This window comes from Micromonospora sp. NPDC000668, from assembly GCF_042897975.1.
Classification (GTDB): Bacteria; Actinomycetota; Actinomycetes; order Mycobacteriales; family Micromonosporaceae; genus Micromonospora.
Genome location: NZ_JBIAYP010000001.1, coordinates 1444334 through 1465946, shown reverse-complemented (window position 1 = coordinate 1465946; position 21613 = coordinate 1444334). Strand labels below are relative to the sequence as shown.

Here is a 21613-nt window from a genome sequence, read left to right as displayed (position 1 = left end):
GTCCACCCCGGACCGTCGGCCGCCGCGCTCCGACCCGACCCGGTCGCGTCGGTACTGTCCCGGTGCCACCGCCGTCCGTTAGGGTTTCCGCGAACCGGACAGCGTGGCGTGGGAGGCAGAGCGTGGGCAGGCTCGCGTCGGCGTACGGGCAGGCGGTCAGCGCCCACCGGGCGGCCCGGTCACACCTGGACACCGCCCGGGGCGCGCTCGGCGCGGCACCGGCTCCCGTCGCGCCGGTCGGCGCCGACGAGCTGGTGGCCCGACTGGCCCGGGTCGGCGGCGCGCTGGCCACCCCCACCCCGGGCGCCACCCCGCTGACCGACGTGCCGACCGCGGTCCGGGTCGGCGAGGCGTCCACTCCCGACGGCGGTTTCCCGGTGCTGCTGCCGCTCGGTGGCGGCCACCACCTGGCGCTGGACACCGACGCCCGGGATCCACGGGTCGCGGGGCTGCTGCGGGCGCTGGTGCTGCGCCTGGTCGCCACCGCCCCGGCCGGGCAGGTCCGGGTCGTCGGCATCGACACCGCCGCGCTGGGCGCCACCTTCGGCCCGCTGCGCCCGCTGCTCGACGCCGGGGTCCTCGACCCGTCAGCGACCGGTGAGGGCGAGGTGGCGGCACTGCTGGACGCCGTCGAACAACACGCCCGCGCCGCGCAGCACGCCGAGCCCGACACCCGGCAGCTCCTGGTGGTGGTCGCCACCGCGGCCCCGCCGCCGCGCGAGCTGGCCCGGCTCGCCGCGTTCACCCACGCCGGCCCGTCCGCCGCCGTCTGCGTGCTGCTCGCCGGACACCCGTCCCGGCTGCCCGGCGAGACCTCGCCACCGCTGGGCGGCACCACCGCGGTGCGGCTCACCGAGCGGTACGCGTACGTCGGCGATCCGCCCGGCGTCCCGTTCAGCGCCGACGGCAGTGGCCTCGCCGCGCCGGTCCTGCTCGACGGCGACCCGCCGCCAGCCTCGGTGCGCGCCCTCGCCGAACACCTGGGCGCCGCCGCCCGCCGCGCCGACGCGCTGCACTTCGCCGAGCTGCTGCCGGAGCGACGCTGGGCCGAGTCCGCCGGCAACGGCCTGCGGACCGTCATCGGCCGGGTCGGCCGCGCCCCGCTGACCGGCGACACTTCACCGACGGGCGCCTTCGACACCGCACTGACGGTCGCCTTCGACGACGCCACCCCGCACTGGCTGGTCGGCGGCCGCACCGGCGCCGGAAAGACCGTCTTCCTGCTCGACGTCCTGTACGGGCTGGCCGCCCGCTACTCGCCGGCCGAGCTGCAGCTCTACCTGCTCGACTTCAAGGAGGGCGTGAGTTTCTCCGAGTTCGTGCCCACCGGGCGGGACCCGTCCTGGCTGCCGCACGCCCGCGCCGTCGGCATCGAGTCCGACCGCGAGTACGGCCTCGCCGTGCTCCGCGAGCTGCGCCGGGAGGCGCAACGCCGGGCCACCGCCCTCAAGCGGCACGGCGTCACCAAGCTCGCCGACCTGCCCCGGGACAATCCGCTGCCCCGCATCGTGGCGGTCATCGACGAGTTCCACGTGCTGCTCGCCGGCAACGACGCGCTGGCCCGCGAGTCCGTCGACCTGTTGGAGGAGTTGGCCCGCAAGGGCCGCTCCTACGGCGTACACCTGGTGTTGGCCAGCCAGAGCATGACCGGCATCGAGGCGCTCTACGGCCGGGCCGAGGCGATCTTCGGGCAGTTCGCGCTGCGCGTGGCGCTGCCGGGTGGCGGTGGGGTGCTCGACCCGCTCAACGACGCCGCCGCGGCCCTGCCGATCGGCTCCGCCGTGGTCAACACCGCCGCCGGCGCGGTCGGTGCCAACACCGTGCTGCGGTTCCCCGACGCGCACGCCGCCACCGCCGACCTCGCCGCGCTGCGCCACGAGCTGTGGCAGGCCCGCCCGCAGGGCTCGCGCGCGCCGGCGGTCTTCAAGGGGTACGAGGCGGCGCGAGTCGAGGACGACCCCACCTTCGCCGGCCTACGCCCCGGTGGCCGACGCCCGATGGCCCTGGTCGGCCGGACGGTCGACGTGCACGGCACCACCGCGCTGTTCCTGATGGACACCACTCCCGGCCGGCACCTCGCCGTGGTGGGCACCGCGCCGGCCGGCGCGGACGTGCTGCGCGCCGCGACGCTGAGCCTGGCCCGCCAGCACGCCGCCGGCGACGCCCGATTCCTGCTGGCCTCGCTGGTCACCGCCGCCGACCCGGTTGCCGACGAGACCGAGACCGCGCTGCGGGCCGCCGGCCACCAGGTGCAGCGCCTCGACGCGGCGGGGCTGCGCGACCGGATCGCGGCACTCGCCGAGGCGCCCGACGGGCGCGAGTACCTGGTGGTGTTCGGGATGGACGCCGCCGCGCCGGTGCTCGGGGCGGCCGACCCGGTCACCTTCCGCTCGGGCCTGGACGACCTGCGTACCGTGCTGCGGCAGGGCCCCGGGCAGGGGGTGCACCTGCTCGGCTGGTGGCGCGGGCTGCGCCGGCTCGCCGACGACCTCGGCGGCACGCAGAACCGCGACGACGTCGCCTGCCTGGTCGCGCTCAACGTGCCCGGGGCCGAGCTGGCCCTGCACCTCGGGGTGCACGACCTGGCCTACACGCCCCGCGCCGACCGGGCTCTGCTGATCGACCGGCACGACCAGCGCACCCGGCTGATCGTGCCGTTCGCCCGGGACGGGCACGAGCTGGACGGGGAGCACTGACGGTGTCCTTCGAGGAGTACGCGGCGCTGGCCCGACAACTCGCCGAACAGCGTCGAGTCGGCGAGCGGAATGCCGCGGCCGAGTCCGAGCGCCGCCGTGACCTGCACGCCGCCGTCGACTACCTGCACCAGCGGCTGACCGCCCAGGGGCACCGCCTCGACCAGCTCGGCCGGGCGATCGGCATCGACCAGCCAGCCGCTGTCGCGAGGCCCCAGCAGGGGCACCCGGGCTCCGGGCCGGGTGCGGCCGGTACCTGGCCGAGCCCGCCACCCGGGACCGGGTCACCCGGTGACTCCGCTGTGGTGTCCGGCCCGCCCGCCGGCCCCGGACCGGGGGGCGGCAGGCCCGACGGCGCAGCCGGCGCGCCGGGGCGGGCGGATGTCGGGGCGTACCCCGAGCTGCCGGTGGGGGAGGCGCGGCTGGCGCTGCCGACGGCGGTGAGCCCGGCGGGCGCCGGGGTGCCGGCGCAGCGCGCGGCGGCGGTCGACCCGGCGGTGGAGCTGGAGTTGGCCCGGCGGATGGCCGACGAGGCGGACCGGCACGGGCACCAGGCGGAGCTGCTGGCCCAGCGTCCGGCGCTGCTGCCGACGTGGTCACCACTGGCGCGGGCGGTCGCTGTCTACACCGGGTGCGGGGCGGCGGCGGGGGTGCTCATGCTGACCCTGGTGCTCGCCTCCGGGGTCGGCCTGGTCGACGGGTTCACCCTCGGCGCGTGGATCTGCGCCGGGTTGCCCGCGTTGGCGTTCTTCGGCGGGTACCTGGTGCTCGGCCGGTGGGGGCGGCCCGCCATGGTCGCCGGCAACCCGCCCCGCTACCTGCCGCTCGGGTTCCTGATCTGTTTCCTGCTGGTCCCGATGGGCTACTGCGCGTACCTGCTGCTCTTTCGCACCCTGCGCTGACCCGTCGGCGGCGTGCGCGGCGGCCGCGAGGATCTCGTCCCGTTCGCGGTCGGTGAGGCCCTCGTCCTCCAGTAGCCCGAGCAGCAGCACCGTCCGGGCGACGATCGCCGCCGCGCTGTCCGGCACCGATGGGTGCTCGCCCAGCGCCGCCCAGACCAGCGCCTCGGCCAGCGCCGGGTCCACGTCCTGACCGGAGGCGTCGTAGCGTTCCCGGGCGGACGCCACGAACCGGATCACCGGCGCCCGGTCCTGCCCGGCGACGAACCGCCGCCGCACCGTCACCAGCAGCGCCCCGGCGAGCAGGTCGGCGTACCGCCGCCAGTCCGGGTCGGCGAACCGCCGCAACCGCCGGTCGTGGCCGCGCAACCGGCCGGCCAGCAGGCCGCGCAACGCCGCGTGGGGATCCGTCACCATCGTCGCTCCCTGATCATCGTGAGTGTGATTCGGTGGCCCCGGCGTCTCGTGCTCACCAGTGCGCTCGCCGCGTGGCAGCCGCGTGCGATCTCCTCGGTGGTGGTGCTTACGAGCCGGTTGGGTGCGGGTGCCACCGGCTCGCCGGTCAGCGCCGCCACCGAGCGGTCGATGCGGCAGCCGCCGACCGCGAGCCGAGCGGCGACCAGGTCCAGCCGGGTGATCGCCGCCGCGAAGTGCCGGGCCGCGACCGCGTCCGCCACTTCTCGGGTACGTCGGAGCCAGTCCTCGGTCACCGCCAGCCGCCAGCGGACCCGGGCAGCCAGCGCGGCGGCCCGGTCCGCGTCGGCGCGAGCCGCACGCAGCCCGGCGATCAGCTCGCCGGCCGAGCTGCCTTCCATGGGCGCGCTGGTTGAGTCACGAGTCGCGGCCAAGCCGGCGTAGACCAGACTCAGCGCTCGCCAGCACTCGGTGACCGCGTCCTGCCAGGGCAGCCGCCGACCGGGCGGCCCCGCGCCGTGCAGGTGTGCGCTGGCACGATCGGTGGCGGCGATCGTGGCAAGCCAGGCGTCGCGCAGGTCGTCCACCGCGTCTGCGTTCATTCACCCGCCTCGGCGGTGGACTTGACCAGGAGGGCGAAGCGCACCTCGGGGCAGGGGTAGTCCGCGCCGCACCCGCAGAGCCAGCGCCGCACCACGCGGGGCGGATGGGCGAAGAGGATGTCGTCGGCGTCCTCGACGTCCTGATCGGACACGAGGCGATGGTCTGGCCCCTGTCGGGCGGGTGGGTCGTCGGGTCCTTCGTTGGGTTGATCGGCCATCGGGCGGCTCCCGTCGGGTGGGTCTCCTTGCTGCTCATGGCGTTGCATCGGGGCGGCGTGCGGGCACGCCCCGGCACGCCCGGCCGGACGGGGGGACCGGCCGGCCGGGCGCTCTCTGCGCGGTGGGGAAGAACCAACTCCGGGGTTGCAGACCTGGGAGCCGGCCAAGGGTGAGCGTATATAACAGGTCATGTACGCGCAAGCACTGACCACACATTGCTTGCTATACAAAGTTGCTCGTGATCGAATGGCGGGGCAGACCTGGGAGACACCTATGCCCGCCAAAGCCAAGTGGGCGCTGATCGCCGACGGCATCCGCGCTCAGATTAAGTCCGGCGAACTCGCGCCGGGCGACAAGCTGCCCTCGACCTCCGAGTTGTGCCGTCAGCATGACGTCTCAGCCATCGTCGTACGTCAGGCCATCAACGCGCTCAAGATCGAGGGCCTGGTGGAGGGTGTCGGTGGTGTCGGAGTTTTCGTCGCCGAGCGCTGAGAAAGCCTGGTCCCTGGGTGCCGCTTGAGACCTTGGAACCGAGCGGGCGGTCGCGGAGGGTGCGCGGATCTCGTACGCTCCCTTGTGGTCTCCGCCGGTGCGGTGGTGGAGGCGATGGTCGACCACGGGGAGGATGCGCGTGAGCGCAGCACAGATCATCGCGAGGTTGGCGGCGGCGTCGCAGAAGCTGGACGAGGCGAAGGCCAAGACCGCAGCGGCAGCGCAGGACGCCGCCGAAGCGCGGGCGCTCGTCGCCGGCGCGCTGGAGGGTGTGGCCGCCGGCCCGCTGATCGGCATGATCGACGCGTACCGTCAGGCCCTCGCGCAGGCGTCCCAGGGCGGCGACCCGGCCAAGCAGCACGTCCAGGAGACGATCGCCAAGGTCCGAGCGCTGGGAAACTGACCACGGGGGTGGTAGCACAAGACCGCGCGCTGATGTCGTGGGTAACACCTTCGTGGTCGGTGGATTCCTGCTTACCAGCTTCCGGCTCGATGACCAGCGTTGGTGGGACTACCTCGACGAGATCTGGGCCGCGATGGAGGCGGCGGATTGACGTCTGAACCAGACGGCCTAAGGCTGAGCGTGTCGCTGTCGATCGGTGGTGCGACTCGATACCGTCCGTAGTATGACCGGGTCCGTAAGCAAGAAATCCTTCTCGCTTCCGCAGGACGTCGCGGAGCGCTTGGAGCGTGAGCCCAACGCCAGTGCGTACGTCGTCGACACGATTCGTGCCCGAATGCGTGCCGAGGATCTGGACGCCGAGTTGGCCCGACGTGGCATGACCGTCACTGCGGAAGGACGAGCTCGGGCCAGGGCTCAACGCGCCCAGGTCGAGCAGGAGTGGTCGCCTGGCCGTCGAGCCGCGCTGCGCGACCGGTCTCGCCGTGCGGCAGGGGAGTTGTTCGACGGCTCCGACAGCCAGGCGCCGGCGGCGTGATCGGCCCGGAGACGGCTCCGGTCAGGCTGGTGCTGGATCGGTCCGCGCTACTGGCCTACCTCGCCGGCTCGATGGACGTTGCCGAACCCATTCACGGGATCGCCCAGGACGGCGTGCGGTTCGGTGTGCCGGCCGTGGTCGCCGCCGAGGTGCTGGCGGTGGTGGACGATCCGGCTGACAGGGCGGTACTCCACCGGCTGCTGGAACGTCCCGCGTGCGCAGTGCTGCCGACGTGGGGCGAGGACTGGCAGGAGTTGGCCTACTGGCGCACGGTCACCGGCCGGGTCGATCTCGCTGCCGCCGTGATGGCGATGCTGGAGCACGACGCGTGCGTGCTGACCGGCGAGGGAACAGCGTACGGCGATGGCGTTGACCTGCCGGTCATCCGCTTCCCCGCCTAGGTGACTGATTCTCGGCGCGAACCGTCGAGAGGAATCACTCGTCTCCGGCGAGGTGCACCAGCCGGAAGCGCTTGGTCAGCACCAGAGTGTCGTCGTTCACGGTGAAACCGGGGTCGCCCAGCTCGGCGCGAACCTCCGCGCTGTGCCAGAACCTCTCGTGACCGGCCCGCCACTGCGCCACTGACTCATCACCCTCACCCTCGTCGAGGGCGTGCTGAAGGTCCACGTCCGCGAGCCGGACCACCCGCACCTCGGTCACCTCGATCGCCGCGACCCGCCGTTCCTGCGAGTCCACCACCGCCATTCGCTGGCCGACCCGGGGCAGCGGCTCGTTCTCGCGCTCGTATCCGAGCAGCAGACCAGAGGTCGTGGTCTTCGCGCCGGACAGGATCGCGGCCACCAGTTGATCCCGTAGCGGCCCGGGGAACGCGAACTCCACCAATGGCAGATCATCGAGTTTCATGCCGTACATGCTTCCCCGGCCGGTCGGCAGAGGCTGCCCCGGGTCACCTGTCGGCAAGCTCAGCGAGTCACGCGGATCGTTTCGTCGAACTGCAGGAACTCACAGTTTTCCTGGGCACACAGTTCGAAGGATCCGTTGGCCAGCGCCACGCCCTTGTTGAAGGCGAAGCCGCCCGCCTCCGCAAACACCCGTCCCGTCACAGCCTGAGGCTCGCCCGTGCAGGAGATGGGCGCCCAGCCCGACCCGTACGCCACCCTGTCGCCCGACCGCTGCCTGAGGATCAGCTCCGAGCCGCCGGACATGCCGTTTTGGCATGTCACGGTAAGGGTGAGGTCCACGGCGACGCCTCGCGCGACCAGAGTCGCCGACGTGACGTCGACGGTACTCGCCGCGCTCGCCGGCGTCGGCGCCAGCAACACGAACAGCGACAGCCCGAGCAGTGCGATGGTGGTTGCGATGCGGCGCACAGTCGTTCTCCTTGTCGGAGTGGGTGCTTACCTGCGGTCACCATAGCGCTCATCGACGCTCTTGTATCGACCCGTGACGCAGGGCGTCGTCATCACCGTCCAGATCGGCCTCAGGAGGCCGCGTGGATGACCGGCGTCAGACGCGTTCGACGATGACCACGGGGATCTCGCGGTCGGTGGCCTTCTGATAGCGGGCGTACGTCGGGAAGACCGCCGTCATCACCGGCCACAGCCGGGCCCGTTCCTCGGCTGTCGCGGTGCGAGCGCGTCCGGTGAACCGCTCGGCGTCGACCTGGATCTCCACCGCGGTGTCGGCGTTCAGATTCAGGTACCAGGCGGGGTGCTTCGCCGCGCCGCCGGCCGACGCCGCCAGCAGATAGCGGTCGCCGTCACGGCCGTAGATCAGCGCGGTCCGGTGCAGCCTCCCGGACCGGCGGCCCCGCGTGGTGAGCAGCAGTGCCGGGTACCCGTGGTACTTACCGCCGTCGGCGCCGTCGGTCTCCACGTAGCGCCGGATGTGGCTGGCAACCCAGCCGACAGGGCTGTCCTCGATCGTCTCGTCCTGCTCAGCCGCGGTCACGGGACCACCTCCTCGGCGGAGCCTAGCCGTCCAGGGAGTGTCGGGGTGGCCCCGCGAAGGGCGGCTCAGCGCGGGGCGGGGCAGTGACAGCAGCCCTCTGACCTCAGACCGCGTCGTAGGCGTCAAGGCTTACATCCGTAAATATCGCAGTGTTGCGCGTGCAGGTCGTCGCGGTCGGAAACAGGGCAGGCAGCATGCGCTGCCTGCCCCGTTCCGACCCGGGGCCGGTGCGGTTCAGCGAGTCGACGGCATGGTGGCGAACTCGCCGGCTAGCTCCGACTCGACGATCGTCGCGGTGGACGGCCGGCGACCGGACGTCGCCCGCCGGGCGGACGGGACGGCCAGGGCCGCGAGCGCGGCGGCGAGGGCGATCGCGGTGAGGACCAGAAAGCCCATCGTGAAGCCGGCCTCCCGGGGCAGTCCGTTGGCCTGCGGGTGGGCGGTGATCACGCCGCTGACCACGGCAGCGCCGATCGCGCCGCCGATGGTGCGGATGTTGGCGTTCATGCCGGTCGCCACGCCGGTCTGGCTGGCGGGCACGCTGCCCACGATGAGGTTGGCCATCGAGGCGAAGGCCAGGCCGATGCCGAGGCCGACCAGGCCACCGGCGATGGCGACCTCCCAGCGGGTGTCGTGCGCGAGGGCCAGCATCGCCGAGGCGGCCACGTTGAACGCGGCACCGGTGGCGAGCTGCGCCTTCGCGCTGAAGACCGCCTGGAGCCGGCCGGCGACCAGGCCGGCGATGAACATCGCGACCAGCATCGGCAGCATGAGCAGGCCGGCCTGGCTGATGGTGGCGCCGAAGCCGTAGCCCGCGGCCGTCGGGGTCTGCACGAACTGCGGGAGGAACGCGTACACGGAGAACATCGACGCGCCGTAGAGCAGGGCGACCAGGTTGGTGGTCCAGACGCCGGGCAGCCGCATCATCCGCATGTCGATCAACGGGTTGGTCGACCGAACCTCGGCGACCAGCCAGCCGACCAGCAGCACCACGGCGAGCGCCAGCAGGCCGAGCACCCGGCCGGAGGTCCAGCCCCAGGCCGCGCCCTGGCTGATCGGCAGCAGCAGTGCGACCAGCCAGCCGGAGAGCAGCAGGGTGGCCCGCCAGTCGATCCGCCCGGGGGTACGCACCGGCGACTCGGGCACGAACAGGTGGGCGGCGACGGCGGTCAGCCCCACCACGACCATCGGGATCCAGAACAGCCACCGGTAGTCCAGTGCGGCCACGATCGGGCCTGCGAGGACGACGCCCAGGCCGCCGCCGGCGGCGACGATCGCCGAGATGGCGGCGACGGCGGAGGAGACCCGCGCGGCGGGGAACTCGTCACGGATGATGCCGAACGACAGCGGGAATACCGCCCCGCCGACACCCTGCACGACCCGGGCGATGATGAGCACGCTGATGTTCGGCGCGATGGCGGCCAGCAGACAGCCGATGGCGAGCGCGGCGAGCGAGACGACCAGCATCCGCTCCTTGCCGACCATGTCGCCGACCCGGCCGAGGATCGGCGTGAAGATCGACGCCGACAGCAGGTAGGCGGTCAGTACCCAGGTCACGGTGTTCTGGGAGGTGTGCAGATCGTGCTGGATGGTCGGCAGCACCGGGGTGATCAGCGACTGGAGCATCGCGAAGAACCCGGCGCCGGCGGCCAGCACGGAGAAGGTGAGCCGACGCGAGCCGCGTCGGGAGGTCACTGCCACGAAAGGAAACTCCCTGATTGGCGTACGGAAGGAGGTTTTGACGCCCGTCGTGCGCGGCGGGCAGGCTGTCGGGTCCGGGCGATCGGGTGGCCAGGCGGATCGGGCGGTCCCGAGGTAAGCTAACCGGAGGTATGCCTCCGGGATTCCGGAGGGGTGCCTCCACTAAGCTAGCGGAGGGTTCCCTCCGGATGCAACCAAGGTGAGGTGACGCACGTCATGACCAGCGCGGGGCAGGTGCCCGAGGTCTTCGCCCGGCGGCCCAAGCGGGCTGACGCGCGGCGCAACTACGACGCGCTGGTGGCCGCTGCCCGCGAGGCGTTCGCCGAAAACGGCGCGTCCGCATCGCTGGAGGACGTGGCCCGCCGAGCCGGCGTCGGCATCGGCACCCTCTACCGGAACTTCGCCAACCGCCAGGAGCTGTTCGAGGCCGTCTACGTCGAGGAGGTCCGGACACTCTGCCGGTCCGCCGAGGACCTGGCCGAACTGCCCCCGTGGGACGCCCTCGTGGCCTGGCTGCACCGGTTCGTCGCGTACGTGGCCACCAAGCGGGCGCTCGCCGAGGAGCTGCTGCGCGACTCCGAGGTCTTCCGGAGCTGTCGGACGGAGATCTACGCCGCCGGCGAGCCGATGATGCACCGTGCCCAGGCGGCCGGGACGGTCCGCGAGGACGTCGGCTTCGACGACGTGGTGCGGCTGATCAGCGGCCTCACCATGGCCCAGTTCCCGTCGACCGAGCAGCGCGACCGGGTGCTTGGCGTGGCCCTCGACGGCCTGCGGCCCGCGCCCGCCGCCCACTGACTCATCCGCCACGCTGGCGGCCAGACCGGCGACGTGTCGAGCTGATCGGCGACGCTCGGTGCGCCATCGTGCCGGCGTCAGTGGTCGACGAGCAGTAGCCACTCGTCGTCGAGCCGTTCGACCGTCGTCCCGGCGGGCCAGGCGTGTCCGCCGCCGGCCGCCGCCCGCGCCTGGTCGACCTGGGGCGGCTGGCCGAACTGGGCGCCGTCGAACCTGCCCGCGCCGTGGAACCGGGCCCGGCCGAAGTTCGCCGCCCCCTCGAAACGCGCCTGCTCGAAGCACGCGTCGGCCGCGAACACGGTCCACCGGAAGAGGGCCAGGTCCGCGAAACGGACCGAGCGGAACCCGGCGTACCCGGCGAACTCGGTGTGCTCCATGGACAGGCCGCCGAGGAACGTGGCCTGCCGGAACCTGCTCCCGTCGCCGAAGCGGGTCGCGTCGAAGCTGGTCGGCTGGTGGAAGGTCGCCCGGTGAAATGACGTCGGGCCGGCGAAGCGGCACCGCCGACAGGACAGGCCGGCGGTGAAAACGGCCCGGTCGAAGCTGGCTTGACCGTCGAAGCGGGCGTCGTCCAGGACCACCTCCGCCTCGGCGGTGAGGTCGTCGAAGGTGACGTCGCCGAAGGTCGCCCCGAGGCGGAGCCGCCCCCGGGCGGTCGCGCCGGCGAAGCTGGTGACACCGGTGAACACCGCCCCGGTGAAGTCCGCGTCGACCAGCGTGCAGCCGGCGGCGTCGAAGTCGACCAGTCGGGCCCCGGTCAGATCAAGCGTGATCTCCGGCCAGTGCGCCGGGCCGTCCGCGCGCAGGTGCCGGGTGAGCACCCGCTGCGCGGTGCGTCGGACCTCCGTCTCGCGCGGCTCGTCGTCCGGCGCCGGCATGCGCAGGTACGCGCAGAGCACCGCCGCGATCGTCGGCCGCTGCGCCGGATTGTCCTGGCCGAGGCGTTCCAGCGCGTGCAGCCCGCCGAGGCGTACCGCGGCGCTGTCGTTGCCGAGCAGCTCAACAGCACGGGTGTAGAGCTCGGTCAGTCGGCGCTCGGCGGCGTCGTGCTCGGCCGCTCCGGACTGCCGGTCCTGGTGCCGCTGCGCGACCTCGGCCGCCGACTCGGCGTGCGCCTGCACCCGGTCCCGGTGGGCCTGGTCCCGGGCGGCGACGCTCTCCTGGTGCCGCTGTGCGCGTTCGGTGATCCACTGCCGGCGGGCGGCCAGCAGGAGCGCCAGCCCGCCACCGGTGCCGGCGACCACGGTCAGGCCGGTGCGGATCGCGTCGATGCGCAGCGTGGCGCGGGTGTCCGGCTGGGTGGCCCGGTCAGCCTCGGTGAGCAGCAGGCCCAGCACCAGCCAGCCCAGGGCGGCAGCGAGGAGCAGGCCGACCAGGACCAGCCACCACGGCATCACCCGCAACTGGCGCTCGGTGGGTTCGTCGGCGGCCACGGCCACAGCATGCCATCCGCCGTTCCGAGCCGGGGTACGCGCGGCCGGCCGGGGGTCCGATGTGGAGTCCGCCGATTTGCCGGTTTGCGCCCCCGCCGGAACAACGGGTTACCGGCGCGTAACAAGTCATTGACGTTTCCAAATTGTTGCGCGCATCATCGTCGCACGGTCGATCGGACACCCCCACCCACCTGCCCGGCTCGCCGGGTGCCTCCCTCCGGAGGTGCAGCCATGCTGCTCCGAAAGACCGCCCTCGTCCTGGCCCTCGCCACCGCCGCCCTGCTCGCCACCACCGCCACGGCCACCGCCGCCACCGCTGAACCCGCCGCACCCGCGGCCGCCCCGGTTGCCGCCGCCGCGGCGGCCAACCCCGTCATCGTGGTCGGCGGGCTCACCGGCGTCGCCGTCGCGTACGAGCCGATCGCCGCCCGACTGCGCGCCGACGGCTACCGGACCTTCATCTACCAACTCCCCGGGCTGGGCTTCGGCGACATCCCCACCTCCGCCCGGGCGTTCGCCACCTACGTCGGCCAGGTACGCGCCAGCACCGGCGCGGCCGCCGTGGACGTCGTGGGTCACTCCGAGGGCGGCCTCGTCGCCCGCTACTACCTCAAGCGGCTCGGCGGCACCGCCAACGTCGGCCGGTACGTCAGCCTGGGCTCGCCGCAGTACGGCACCTACGTGGCGAACATCCTGGCGTTCCTGGGCCTCGGCAGCTGCGCCGGCGTCGTGGCCTGCCAGCAGATGACCATCGGCTCGGCCTTCCTCGCCGACCTCAACGCCGGCGACGACACCCCGGGCGCGGTGCGCTACACCACCATTCGCACGCTGCAGGACGAGCTGGTCCGGCCGACCGGGAACGCCGCCGTCAACGACGGCGCGACCAACGTGCTGATCCAGGCGTACTGCCCGGTGCGGGTGGTCGGGCACCTCGGGTTGGTGCTCGACGGCACCTCGTACACCATCGTGCGCGGCGCCCTGGCCGACGGCCCGGTGCGACCCAACTGCCTCGCGCTCTGACCCGGTCCGCGCGGGTGGCCCCGGCCGGGACCACCCGCGCGCCGCACGCCACCGGCTGAGCCGGCGGCGTCGGTCGGGTTTTCAGCTCGCCTTGGCCAGCGCCTCGAACTCGTCATCGGTGAGCCGCACGTCGCCCGCGGCCACGTTCTCCTCCAGGTGCGCCACCGAGGACGTACCGGGGATCGGCAGCATCACCGGCGACCGGCGCAGCAGCCAGGCCAGCGCGAGCTGCGCGGGCGTCGCGCCGTGCGCGGAGGAGATCGCGTCCAGCGGGCCGCCCGGGCGGGCCAGCTCACCGGTGGCGATCGGGAACCACGGGATGAACGCGATGTCGTTGCGCTCGCAGTACTCCAGCACGTCCTCGGCGCTGCGGTTCGCGAGGTTGTACAGGTTCTGCACCGACGCGATGGTGGTGATCGCGCGGGACTCCTCGATCTGCGCGACGCTCACCTCGGACAGTCCGATGTGCTGGATCTTGCCCTCCTGCTGCAACAGCGCCAGCTCGCCCAACTGGTCGGCGAGTGGCACCTGCGGGTCGATCCGGTGCAGCTGGTAGAGCGGGATGGTGTCCAGGCCGAGGTGACGCAGGCTCAGCTCGCACTGCTGGCGCAGGTACTCCGGGCGGCCCACCACGCGCCAGTCGCCCGGCCCGGCCCGGGTGAACCCACCCTTGGTCGCGATGACCAGATCATCGGCGTACGGGTGCAGGGCCTCGCGGATCAGCAGCTCGGAGACGAACGGGCCGTACGAGTCGGCGGTGTCGATGAAGGTCACGCCCAGCTCCACCGCCCGGCGCAGCACCCGGAGCGCCTCGGCCGGGTCCTTCGGGTCTCCCCAGACGCCCGGCCCGGTGATCTGCATGGCCCCGTAGCCGAGCCGGTTGACGGTGACGTCGCCCCCGATCCGGTACGTGCCGGAAGCCTTCGCGGGCTGCTTGCTGATGTCGGTCGCCATACGCGGATCTCCAATCGTTGTCGTCGCGGCGGGATGAAACCTCCACCACCAGGTGATCATCCCCCGGAATCGGACCGTCATACCGGGTGTCGGCCGACTGTGTGCGGCGACACGGCACGGCCGGATCCGCGTCGCCTTACCGCTAGCGCCCACCGTGTCCGGTCTGCTACGCCTGATCCCAATCGGTGTGGCCGGTCGGGGGAGGCACGATGTGGCGACGGTTCAGGTCGGACCCGGTGGATCGGCTGCGGGCGCGGCTGGACCGCTTCGGCACGACCAGGGACGCTCGCGCGGTGCTCGACTCCGGGGCCATGCGCGACGCCGAGGCGGTCAAGGAGCTGGTGACCTCCACGCCCCCCGACGGGTCGCTGTCGGAGTCGGTCGTCGAGGGCCTCTTCCTGCTCGCCTGTCTGCACTGGTACCGCTACCAACTGCTGCCGCCCGGTGAGGACGCCGACGATCTCGGCCGGGCGGTCACGCTCACCGAGATCCTGCTGCGCATCGCCCCGCAGCTGGTACCGCCGTCGCTGCTGGCGCTGCTGCATGCGCACCGACCGCCGTCGGACACCGGCCGGGTCCCCGACCAGCGCGGCCCCGGCGGGCCGACGTCCGCGCCGACCCGTTCCGACCGGGGCGCGGGTCCCGGTCGCAGCGGGCGTACGGCCGGGTCGGCCTCCGGCGAGGCCGGCGCGCTGTTCCTCGAGGCCGTCATGCTGATGGGCGGCGCGGAGACCAACCGCGACTACCGGGTTGCCGACCGGGCGGCGGCGCTGCTGCAACGAGCGGTGGACGGCACACCAGCGGGCGAGCCGGAGCGGCTGCACTACCTGTCCGCCCTCGGCAAGGTGCACCGCGACCAGTTCCGGCACCTCGGCCGGCGGAGTGCCCTGCCGCCCGCGATCGAGGCGCACCGGGAGAGCCTGGAATCCACCCCGGCCGGTGACCCGGAACGTCCGACCCGGCTGTTCAACCTCGGCAACGTGCTCGGCGACCGGTACGAGGTCGACGGCGCGCCGGCGGACCTGGACGAGTCGATCACGCTGCTGCGCGACGCCGCCCGGGCCGCCGGCGTCAGCCCGTCGGTGCGTGCCATGGCGCGGGCCAACCTCGGGCAGCGGCTGCGGGACCGGTGGCGGCTGCGGAGCCGACCGGCCGACCTCGACGAGGCGGTCGACACGTTCGCCGCGGCCCGAGCCGGCGGCGATCCCCGGGTCGCCGCGCTGCACGGCACGGCGCTCGCCGAACGGTTCCTGCGTGACCAGGCGCCGGCCGACCGGGATGCCGGGATCGAGGCGTACCGGGTGGCGCTGACCGGGTTCGGCGGGCTCGAACCGGACCTGGCCGGCACCGCACAGGCCGGCCTGGCGACCCTGCTCGCCGAGCGGCACCAGGCCGACGCCGACCCGGCCGACCTCGACGCGGCGATCGAGGCGTACCGGGCGGCCGCCGGTTCCGGTTCGCCACACGGCGGCTTGGATCCGGCCGAGATCCGGCGTGCGGTGGGCGGCCTGCTGGTGAGCCGGTACGAGCAGCGGCGGCGGACCGAGGACATCACCGAGGCGGTGCGGCTGCTGCGCGACGCGGTCACCGTCGCCAGGGAACCGGGTCAGCGGGCCCGCCGCCTCGCCGACCTCGGCTACGCGCTGGGCCGGGGGTACGCCGACCTGGGCGGGGTGACCGCGCTGCGGGCCGCCCGGGAGGCGCTCACCGAGGCGGAGTCGCTGGTTCCCCGTACCGACCCGCTGCACCATCAGGTGCTCAACAACCTGGGCAACACCCTGCGCGAGCTGTCCGACCTGGCGGGGGAACCGGCGCTGCTGGAGCCGGCCGCCGTGGCGCTGCGGGCCGCGGTCGCCGCCGTCGCGCCGGACGCCGTCCTGCTGCCCCGGTACCGCTCGAACCTGGGCCTGGTGTTGCAGGCCCTGTTCGCCTCCACCCAGGACCTGGCCACCCTGACCGAGGCGATCCAGGTGCTGGCGCAGGTGACCGAGATCGCGCCGCCCGGGCACCCCGACCGGCTGCCGGCGTTGACCAACTACGGCTCCGCGTTGAACCGCCGGGTGGAGCTCGCCCTGGACGGCGCGCTGCCCGCCGGTGGCGAGCCCGCCGACCAGGTCGCGGCCGGCGTCGCCCGAGACTCCGAGGCCGCGGTGACCGCGCTCCGCGAGGCGGCGGAGCTGGCCGAGCGGGAGGCCGAGCCGGCCGAGTACGTCCAGGCGCTCGCCACCCTCGCCCTGGCCCACCTGCTGCGACACCGTCTGCACGACAACCCGACCGCCCTGGACGAGGCGATCCGGCTGCTGCAGCAGCTGAGCGAGCGCCCGCCATCGGTCGACGGGGAGCGGTACCGGGTCCTCACCAACCTCGGTAACGCGCTGGTGTTGCGCTACCAGGCCGGCCGGGACGACGCGGACGCCACCGCCATGCTCGCGGCCTACCGGGGAGCGGTCGAGGAGCTGCCGGCCGAGCATCCCGCCCGCACCATGTGCCTGAGCAACCTGGCCACCGCCCTGGAGGCGGTCGCGTCCTCCGCCGACGACCCGGTGACCGGCCCCGCCGCCGTCGCCGTCGCCGACTCTGCTGTCGCCGCTGCTGCCGCCGGTGATTCGGCCGCACTGGCCGAGGCGACCGCCGCGCTCCACGCCGCCGCAGCGGTGGAGTCCGCGCCGTCGCTGCTCCGGGCGAGTGCCGCCAGCCGGTACGCGGAACACGCCGCGGCGGCCGGCGACCTGCCGGCCGCGCTCGACGGGTACGCCACCGCGATCCAGCTGATCGACCTGGTGGCCTGGCACGGCATGGACTCCGACGACCAAACCCGCCTGCTCGGGCTGTTCCCCGGGCTGGCCAGCGACGCGGCGGCGGTCGCCATCGACCTCGACCGCCCGGAACGCGCCGTCGAGCTGCTGGAGTACGGCCGCGGCGTCCTGCTGACCCGGGCACACGACGCGAGCGCCGACCTGGCCGCGCTGCGCACGCGGGCCCCACGGCTGGCGGCCCGCCTCGTTGACCTTCAGGCCGCCCTCGACGGCTTCACCGCGCTGCCGCCCGCCGCCATCGACGGTCCGAGCAGCCGTGTGTCGGCCGGCCCGGTGTCGTCGGTCGACGCGGTGCCCCCGGGTGGGGTGCTGTCGCCGGCTGGGTGGGGGAGTGGCGTGGCGTCCGCCGAGGGTTCGGCGTCGACGGCCGGGGCTGGGCCGACCCCGGAGCAGCGGTACGACCTCGCCATGCGCCGCCGCGACCTGCTCGCCGTGATCCGCGACCAACCCGCCTTCGCCGACTTCCTCCGCCCGCCGCCGTTCGCCGCCCTGGCCCGGGCCGCTGTCGGTGGCCCGGTGGTGCTGGTCAACGTCGCCAGCCGGCGCTGCGACGCACTGGTGGTCGCCGACGGCCAGGTCACCGTGGTGCCGCTGCCCGGGCTGACCCTGGCCGACCTGCTCGCCCGGACGGCCGGTTTCCTGACCGCGATCGCGGTGCTCACCGGGGCGGCGACGCCGGACGGCCCGGAGCCGGCGGTGCAGCGCCGCCGGGCGGCGGCACGGACCGAGGTCGGCCAGACGCTGGACTGGCTGTGGCGGGTCGCCGCCGCACCGGTGCTCGACGCGGCCACCCCCGCCCCGGCACCGTCCGGCTCGGCGGCCGCCGACCCGGACGGACCCGTACCGGAGGCCGGGGCGGACTGGCCACGACTGTGGTGGTGCCCGACCGGGCTGCTCACCCTGCTGCCGTTGCACGCGGCCGGCCCCCTCGACGGTGGTAACGGGGTGCTGGACCGGGTGGTCTCGTCGTACACCGCGTCGCTGCGGGCGCTGGCGCACGCCCGGCGCGGCGTCCCGGCCCGGCCCGAGCCGGTCGACTCGGCGCTGGTCGTCGGCATGCCGCAGACCCCCGGCCTGTCCGACCTGCCCGGCGTCGACCAGGAGGTGGAGATCGTCCGCCGGCACCTGCCGCGGGTCCGCTCACTGCTTGGCCCGGCGGCCACCCCGGCGGCGGTGCTCGCCGCGCTGCCCGGCCAGCCGATCGCCCACCTGTCCTGTCACGGCACCCAGGATCTGGGCGCCCCGGCCTGGGGTCGCCTCGCGCTGGCCGGCGGCCCGCTGCACGTGCGGGACCTGTGGCGGCCCGCCGGCAGCCCGGCCGCGCTGGCCGTCCTGTCCGCGTGCGAGACGGTGCGCGGCGGAGCGGCCCTGCCCGACGAGGCGCTCACCCTCGGCACCGCGTTCCAGCTCGCCGGGTTCCGGCACGTCATCGGCGCGCTCTGGTCCATCTCGGACGCGCTGACCGTGCGACTCTGCGCCGACCTGTACGCCGGCCTGGCGGTGCCCGGCGGAATCGCCCCGGACCGGGCGGCGGTGGCTCTGCACGAGGCCGTCCGCCGGCTCCGCGCCGCCCTACCCGACCGGCCCGACACCTGGGCGAGCTACGCCCACCTGGGCCCCTGACCAGCTCAGACGTCAGGAAGAGCCCTCCAGGAGCCGTCCTTACCTCTGGCCCGCAGAGACGGCGGCGGGCGGTGCCTGGCTGGCGGGCGCGTACCAGGTCACCCCCACCGCGGCGACCAGCAGCGCGGTGCAGAGCAGCACCAGCCGCACCCCGGTCCGCAGCGACCGGACCGCCGCCATCGCCTCCAGATGGTCGCCGAGCGGGGCCGGTGGGAGCGTCGCCACCGGGGTCACCGCCAGCCGTCCGTGCGCCGCGCGCAGCAGCGCTAGCGCCCCGCCCACGCCCGCCACCAGCGCGGCGAGCAGCAGGATGCCCACCAGCGCGCCCCACCCCGACGCGAGCGTGGTGACGTCGGTGCGGCCCCGGATCAAACTGAACCCGAACAGTGCCACCAGCAGCCCGCCGAGCCCGTTGCGCCAGGCCACCGCCGCAGCGCGGACCCGCTCCAGTTCGCCGCGCAGCAGCCCGGCCAACTGCTGCGCCCGGTGCAGGTCGGCGACGGTCGCGGGCGGCCCCGGGCGGAGCCGGATCACGCCTCGACCTCCAGCCGCAACGTCCAGTACGCGCCGCAGCCGCGCAGCCCGGCGGGGCGCGCGGGGTGGTCGGTCTCGCACTCGCAGAGCACCGTCCGGTAGCCGGGGTCCTGGGCCGCTGCCGGCGTGTCCCGCCGGTACAGCTCGTCGACCACCGTGCTGCTGGTCGTGTGGTCGCACCGCGGGCACCGCCCGCTGAGCAGCACCGCGAACTCGAACTCCCGCACCGTGAAACTCGCCGCGGTCTGCGCCGCGTACGCCTCGTCGGTGACCTCGGCGTACGGCAGCACGCCCGCCGCCGGTTCGTCGTCGCGCATCCCGACCTCCCCCTGCCCGCGCCCGGACCGTCCACCGTAGCCGGTACCGGCAGCCGGTTCGGCCGACGTGTCGGAGTGCCGCCAGCGACTGGTCGTTCGGGGCGTGCGGCGAGCCCGAGCACCCGTGTCGGCGGTCAGCGGGAGGTCCGACCGGGGCCAGTTGAGCGGAGCGACCGGTGCGACCGCCACCGGCGTGCGACGCTGGGCGCGTGCCGGCGACGCCGGCCCGGGCCGGTGCGTTCCCGGCCCGACGGCGGAGGGAGCACCCATGGCGGGAGTGCCGCAGGTCGACTTCGCGCTCGACACGTACGAGTGCATCGTGCTCTATCCCGGCGCGGCCGGACGGGCCCTGCCCTCCGAGACCGTGCAGCGGTTGCAGGCCGAGCACGCCGAGCACATGCAGGCGTTGCAGCGACGCGGGATCATCCTGGTCGCCGGCTCGATCGACGGGACCACCAGCAACCCGGAGCCGCCGATCGGCTTCGGGCTGGCCCGCACCGGCAGTGTCGACGACGTCCGCAGCGTGCTGGAGGCCGACCCGGCGGTGCAGGCCGGGCTCTACCGCATCGACGTGCTGACCTTTCTCTGCCCGGCCGGCTCGTTGGAGTTCCCGCTGGTCAAGACCCAGAGCTGACCGGTCGATCCATCGGCGGCTGTCGTGATGGTGACGGTGGTCGGCCGCCCGCCGGTGCTACGGTCGCGCCCACCGAGGACCGCCGTCGGGGTGCACCCGGCACCACCGGCCGGCCCCGGTCGAGGAGTCGCCATGAGCTCCGTCGCCAACCCCGATGTCGCCTCGGCCACCGCCCGGCTGCGCGCCCTGCTCGGTGACCGGCTCCACGAGCCGGGAGATCCCGGATTCGCCGCCGCCACCCGCCTCTGGAACGCCGCCGTGGACCGCGCGCCCGCGCTGGTCGCCCGGTGCCTGGACGCCGAGGAGGTGGCCGGTGCGGTCGGCATCGCCGCCCGGTGCCACCTGCCGGTGTCGGTCCGCTCCGGCGGGCACGACTGGGCCGGTCGGGCGCTGCGTGACGGCGGGCTGGTGCTCGACCTGACCGGTTTGCGCGCGGTCCAGGTCGACCCGGACGCGGCCACGGTGACCGTGGCCGGCGGCGCCACCGCCGCCGACCTGCTGACCGCCACCCGCCCGTACGACCTGGTGGTGCCCACCGGAGTGGTTCGCGACGTGGGCATGGCCGGGCTCACCCTGGCCGGCGGGTACGGCCCGCTCTGCGGCCGGTTCGGCCTGGCCCTGGACAACCTGATCGGCGCGGAGGTGGTTCTCGCCGACGGCCGTCGGGTCGCCGCCGACCCCCGGCACGACGCCGAGCTGTTCTGGGCGCTGCGTGGCGGCGGCGGCAACTTCGGCGTGGTCACCGCGCTGCGCTACCAGGCACATCGGCTGCCCGCCGTCCTCGCCGGCATGATCATGTTCGCGCTGGCCGAGGCGCCGGCCGTGCTGCGCGGGTACTCCGCGCTGCTCGCCGAGGCCCCGGACGAGCTCACCGTGATGGCGGGCTTCCTGCCCGGCCCGGCCGGCGAGCCGGTGATCTTCGTCTGCCCGTTCTACAGCGGCCCGGACCTGGACCTCGGGCGGCCCTGGGTGGACCGGCTGCGGGCGCTGGGCGTCCCACTGCTCGACCAGGTCGGCCCACTGCCGTACGCGGACGCGCTGCGGATGTTCGACGGCGGGATGGTCGACGGCAACCACTACCTGCTGCGGACCCGCTGGCTGCCCACGCTCGCCGACGGTGCCGTGGACGCGCTGGTCGACGCCGCCCGGAAGGTCAGCTCGCCCTTCTCCGCGGTGGCCCTGCACCACTTCCACGGCGTGGCCAGCCGGGTCCGGCTCGCCGACACGGCGTTCGGCCTGCGCGCCGATCACCTGCTGACCGAGATCATCGCGGTGTGGCCGCCGGGCGGGGCGGCTGGGCCGCACCGGGACTGGGCCGAGCGCACCTCGACGGCCCTCGCCCCGCACGCCCTGCCCGGGGGCTACCCGAACCTGCTCGCCCCAGAGGAGACCGACCGGGTCCGGCTGGCCTACGGCGCGAACTGGACGCGACTGCGCCGGGCCAAGCGGCGCTACGACCCGCGTGACCTGCTCACCGCGGTGCCCACCCTGCCGCCCGCGGTGCACTCCGGGTGAGCCGCCGGCGGGAGCACCCCGAGGGTGTGTGCCAGCGGAGGCGTACGATTCCCGGCGCGCGGTCGCCGATGCCCGTCGCCACAACGTTCCCGGTGCGGTT

Annotated in this window: 21 protein-coding genes; 11 read left to right on the top strand and 10 right to left on the bottom strand. The window is 74.1% G+C overall.

The genetic code is table 11. The features are described from left to right. Nucleotides 1-122: 122 nt before the first annotated feature. A complete protein-coding gene (locus ACFY29_RS06780; RefSeq protein WP_386983978.1) occupies nt 123-2696 on the top strand; it encodes an FtsK/SpoIIIE domain-containing protein in 2574 nt (857 codons plus the stop codon). A 2-nt stretch (nt 2697-2698) separates the two neighbouring features. Further along, complete coding sequence (locus ACFY29_RS06775) at nt 2699-3595, top strand: hypothetical protein (RefSeq protein ID WP_386983976.1); 897 nt, start codon at nt 2699-2701, stop codon at nt 3593-3595. Nucleotides 3596-4002: 407 nt separating this feature from the next. Here the strand turns inward: ACFY29_RS06775 and ACFY29_RS06770 are convergent, their stop codons facing one another. Both ACFY29_RS06770 and ACFY29_RS06765 read right to left on the bottom strand, forming a co-directional pair. Further along, nucleotides 4003-4608 (bottom strand): hypothetical protein, encoded by a 606-nt coding sequence (locus ACFY29_RS06770; RefSeq protein ID WP_386983974.1) that lies wholly within the window; start codon nt 4606-4608, stop codon nt 4003-4005. Then, nucleotides 4605-4760 (bottom strand): hypothetical protein, encoded by a 156-nt coding sequence (locus tag ACFY29_RS06765; RefSeq protein ID WP_386983972.1) that lies wholly within the window; start codon nt 4758-4760, stop codon nt 4605-4607. The genes ACFY29_RS06770 and ACFY29_RS06765 overlap by 4 nt, the downstream gene beginning before the upstream one ends. A gap of 313 nt (nt 4761-5073) precedes the next feature. Here ACFY29_RS06765 and ACFY29_RS06760 point away from each other — a divergent pair, with 313 nt between their 5' ends. The 4 genes from ACFY29_RS06760 (at nt 5074) to ACFY29_RS06745 (ending at nt 6658) form a co-directional block, all read left to right on the top strand. After that, the gene (locus ACFY29_RS06760) at nt 5074-5319 is read left to right on the top strand and encodes a winged helix-turn-helix domain-containing protein (RefSeq protein ID WP_088949319.1); all 246 of its coding nucleotides are present in this window, start codon (nt 5074-5076) and stop codon (nt 5317-5319) included. Nucleotides 5320-5458: 139 nt separating this feature from the next. Then, a complete protein-coding gene (locus ACFY29_RS06755; RefSeq protein ID WP_121657199.1) occupies nt 5459-5722 on the top strand; it encodes a DUF6244 family protein in 264 nt (87 codons plus the stop codon). Nucleotides 5723-5945: 223 nt separating this feature from the next. Continuing rightward, complete coding sequence (locus tag ACFY29_RS06750; RefSeq protein WP_386983970.1) at nt 5946-6257, top strand: hypothetical protein; 312 nt, start codon at nt 5946-5948, stop codon at nt 6255-6257. Nucleotides 6258-6328: 71 nt separating this feature from the next. Continuing rightward, on the top strand, nt 6329-6658 hold the full coding sequence (locus ACFY29_RS06745; protein WP_386984665.1) for a hypothetical protein: 330 nt from the start codon (nt 6329-6331) through the stop codon (nt 6656-6658). Between the two features lie 34 nt (nt 6659-6692). On the opposite strand, the gene ACFY29_RS06740 is transcribed toward ACFY29_RS06745, so the two are convergent. From ACFY29_RS06740 to ACFY29_RS06725, 4 genes are all read right to left on the bottom strand, one after another. Then, a complete protein-coding gene (locus ACFY29_RS06740) occupies nt 6693-7121 on the bottom strand; it encodes an ASCH domain-containing protein (RefSeq protein WP_386983968.1) in 429 nt (142 codons plus the stop codon). A 59-nt stretch (nt 7122-7180) separates the two neighbouring features. Continuing rightward, nucleotides 7181-7588 (bottom strand): hypothetical protein, encoded by a 408-nt coding sequence (locus ACFY29_RS06735; protein ID WP_386983966.1) that lies wholly within the window; start codon nt 7586-7588, stop codon nt 7181-7183. A gap of 136 nt (nt 7589-7724) precedes the next feature. Then, nucleotides 7725-8168 (bottom strand): nitroreductase family deazaflavin-dependent oxidoreductase, encoded by a 444-nt coding sequence (locus tag ACFY29_RS06730; protein ID WP_386983964.1) that lies wholly within the window; start codon nt 8166-8168, stop codon nt 7725-7727. Nucleotides 8169-8402: 234 nt separating this feature from the next. Then, nucleotides 8403-9869, bottom strand: a complete 1467-nt coding sequence (locus ACFY29_RS06725) for an MFS transporter (protein ID WP_328418819.1) — start codon at nt 9867-9869, stop codon at nt 8403-8405. A gap of 216 nt (nt 9870-10085) precedes the next feature. Here ACFY29_RS06725 and ACFY29_RS06720 point away from each other — a divergent pair, with 216 nt between their 5' ends. Beyond that, nucleotides 10086-10667 (top strand): TetR family transcriptional regulator, encoded by a 582-nt coding sequence (locus ACFY29_RS06720; RefSeq protein ID WP_328418818.1) that lies wholly within the window; start codon nt 10086-10088, stop codon nt 10665-10667. A gap of 77 nt (nt 10668-10744) precedes the next feature. Here ACFY29_RS06720 and ACFY29_RS06715 read toward each other — a convergent pair whose 3' ends face one another. Next, entirely contained in the window at nt 10745-12100 is a 1356-nt protein-coding gene (locus tag ACFY29_RS06715; RefSeq protein WP_386983961.1) for a pentapeptide repeat-containing protein, read from the bottom strand. A gap of 231 nt (nt 12101-12331) precedes the next feature. Between ACFY29_RS06715 and ACFY29_RS06710 the strand changes: the two genes are divergently transcribed. Further along, nucleotides 12332-13120 carry an esterase/lipase family protein gene (locus ACFY29_RS06710; protein WP_386983959.1) on the top strand — a complete coding sequence of 263 codons (789 nt, stop codon included), beginning with the start codon at nt 12332-12334 and terminating at the stop codon, nt 13118-13120. Between the two features lie 81 nt (nt 13121-13201). Here the strand turns inward: ACFY29_RS06710 and ACFY29_RS06705 are convergent, their stop codons facing one another. Further along, nucleotides 13202-14074 carry an aldo/keto reductase gene (locus ACFY29_RS06705; RefSeq protein ID WP_328418815.1) on the bottom strand — a complete coding sequence of 291 codons (873 nt, stop codon included), beginning with the start codon at nt 14072-14074 and terminating at the stop codon, nt 13202-13204. A 209-nt stretch (nt 14075-14283) separates the two neighbouring features. On the opposite strand from ACFY29_RS06705, the gene ACFY29_RS06700 reads away from it, so the two are divergent. Beyond that, complete coding sequence (locus ACFY29_RS06700; protein WP_386983956.1) at nt 14284-18513, top strand: CHAT domain-containing protein; 4230 nt, start codon at nt 14284-14286, stop codon at nt 18511-18513. Nucleotides 18514-18552: 39 nt separating this feature from the next. Here ACFY29_RS06700 and ACFY29_RS06695 read toward each other — a convergent pair whose 3' ends face one another. Beyond that, the gene (locus tag ACFY29_RS06695; RefSeq protein WP_355609684.1) at nt 18553-19047 is read right to left on the bottom strand and encodes a hypothetical protein; all 495 of its coding nucleotides are present in this window, start codon (nt 19045-19047) and stop codon (nt 18553-18555) included. Continuing rightward, the gene (locus tag ACFY29_RS06690) at nt 19044-19364 is read right to left on the bottom strand and encodes a hypothetical protein (protein WP_386983954.1); all 321 of its coding nucleotides are present in this window, start codon (nt 19362-19364) and stop codon (nt 19044-19046) included. The genes ACFY29_RS06695 and ACFY29_RS06690 overlap by 4 nt, the downstream gene beginning before the upstream one ends. A 268-nt stretch (nt 19365-19632) precedes the next feature. On the opposite strand from ACFY29_RS06690, the gene ACFY29_RS06685 reads away from it, so the two are divergent. Both ACFY29_RS06685 and ACFY29_RS06680 read left to right on the top strand, forming a co-directional pair. Then, on the top strand, nt 19633-19998 hold the full coding sequence (locus ACFY29_RS06685; RefSeq protein WP_328418811.1) for a YciI family protein: 366 nt from the start codon (nt 19633-19635) through the stop codon (nt 19996-19998). 132 nt (nt 19999-20130) lie between these two features. After that, nucleotides 20131-21513, top strand: coding sequence for an FAD-binding oxidoreductase (locus ACFY29_RS06680; protein ID WP_386983952.1), 1383 nt, complete (start codon nt 20131-20133; stop codon nt 21511-21513). Nucleotides 21514-21613 lie beyond the last annotated feature (100 nt).

Bases quoted from the DNA above. Each gene is read 5' to 3' on its own strand.
- ACFY29_RS06760 (WP_088949319.1), top strand. From the start codon at position 5,074: ATGGCGGGGCAGACCTGGGAGACACCTATGCCCGCCAAAGCCAAGTGG.
- ACFY29_RS06740 (WP_386983968.1), bottom strand. From the start codon at position 7,121: ATGAAACTCGATGATCTGCCATTGGTGGAGTTCGCGTTCCCCGGGCCG.
- ACFY29_RS06750 (WP_386983970.1), top strand. From the start codon at position 5,946: ATGACCGGGTCCGTAAGCAAGAAATCCTTCTCGCTTCCGCAGGACGTC.
- ACFY29_RS06685 (WP_328418811.1), top strand. From the start codon at position 19,633: ATGGCGGGAGTGCCGCAGGTCGACTTCGCGCTCGACACGTACGAGTGC.
- ACFY29_RS06705 (WP_328418815.1), bottom strand. From the start codon at position 14,074: ATGGCGACCGACATCAGCAAGCAGCCCGCGAAGGCTTCCGGCACGTAC.
- ACFY29_RS06690 (WP_386983954.1), bottom strand. From the start codon at position 19,364: ATGCGCGACGACGAACCGGCGGCGGGCGTGCTGCCGTACGCCGAGGTC.
- ACFY29_RS06710 (WP_386983959.1), top strand. From the start codon at position 12,332: ATGCTGCTCCGAAAGACCGCCCTCGTCCTGGCCCTCGCCACCGCCGCC.
- ACFY29_RS06770 (WP_386983974.1), bottom strand. From the start codon at position 4,608: ATGAACGCAGACGCGGTGGACGACCTGCGCGACGCCTGGCTTGCCACG.
- ACFY29_RS06700 (WP_386983956.1), top strand. From the start codon at position 14,284: ATGTGGCGACGGTTCAGGTCGGACCCGGTGGATCGGCTGCGGGCGCGG.
- ACFY29_RS06720 (WP_328418818.1), top strand. From the start codon at position 10,086: ATGACCAGCGCGGGGCAGGTGCCCGAGGTCTTCGCCCGGCGGCCCAAG.
- ACFY29_RS06745 (WP_386984665.1), top strand. From the start codon at position 6,329: ATGGACGTTGCCGAACCCATTCACGGGATCGCCCAGGACGGCGTGCGG.
- ACFY29_RS06680 (WP_386983952.1), top strand. From the start codon at position 20,131: ATGAGCTCCGTCGCCAACCCCGATGTCGCCTCGGCCACCGCCCGGCTG.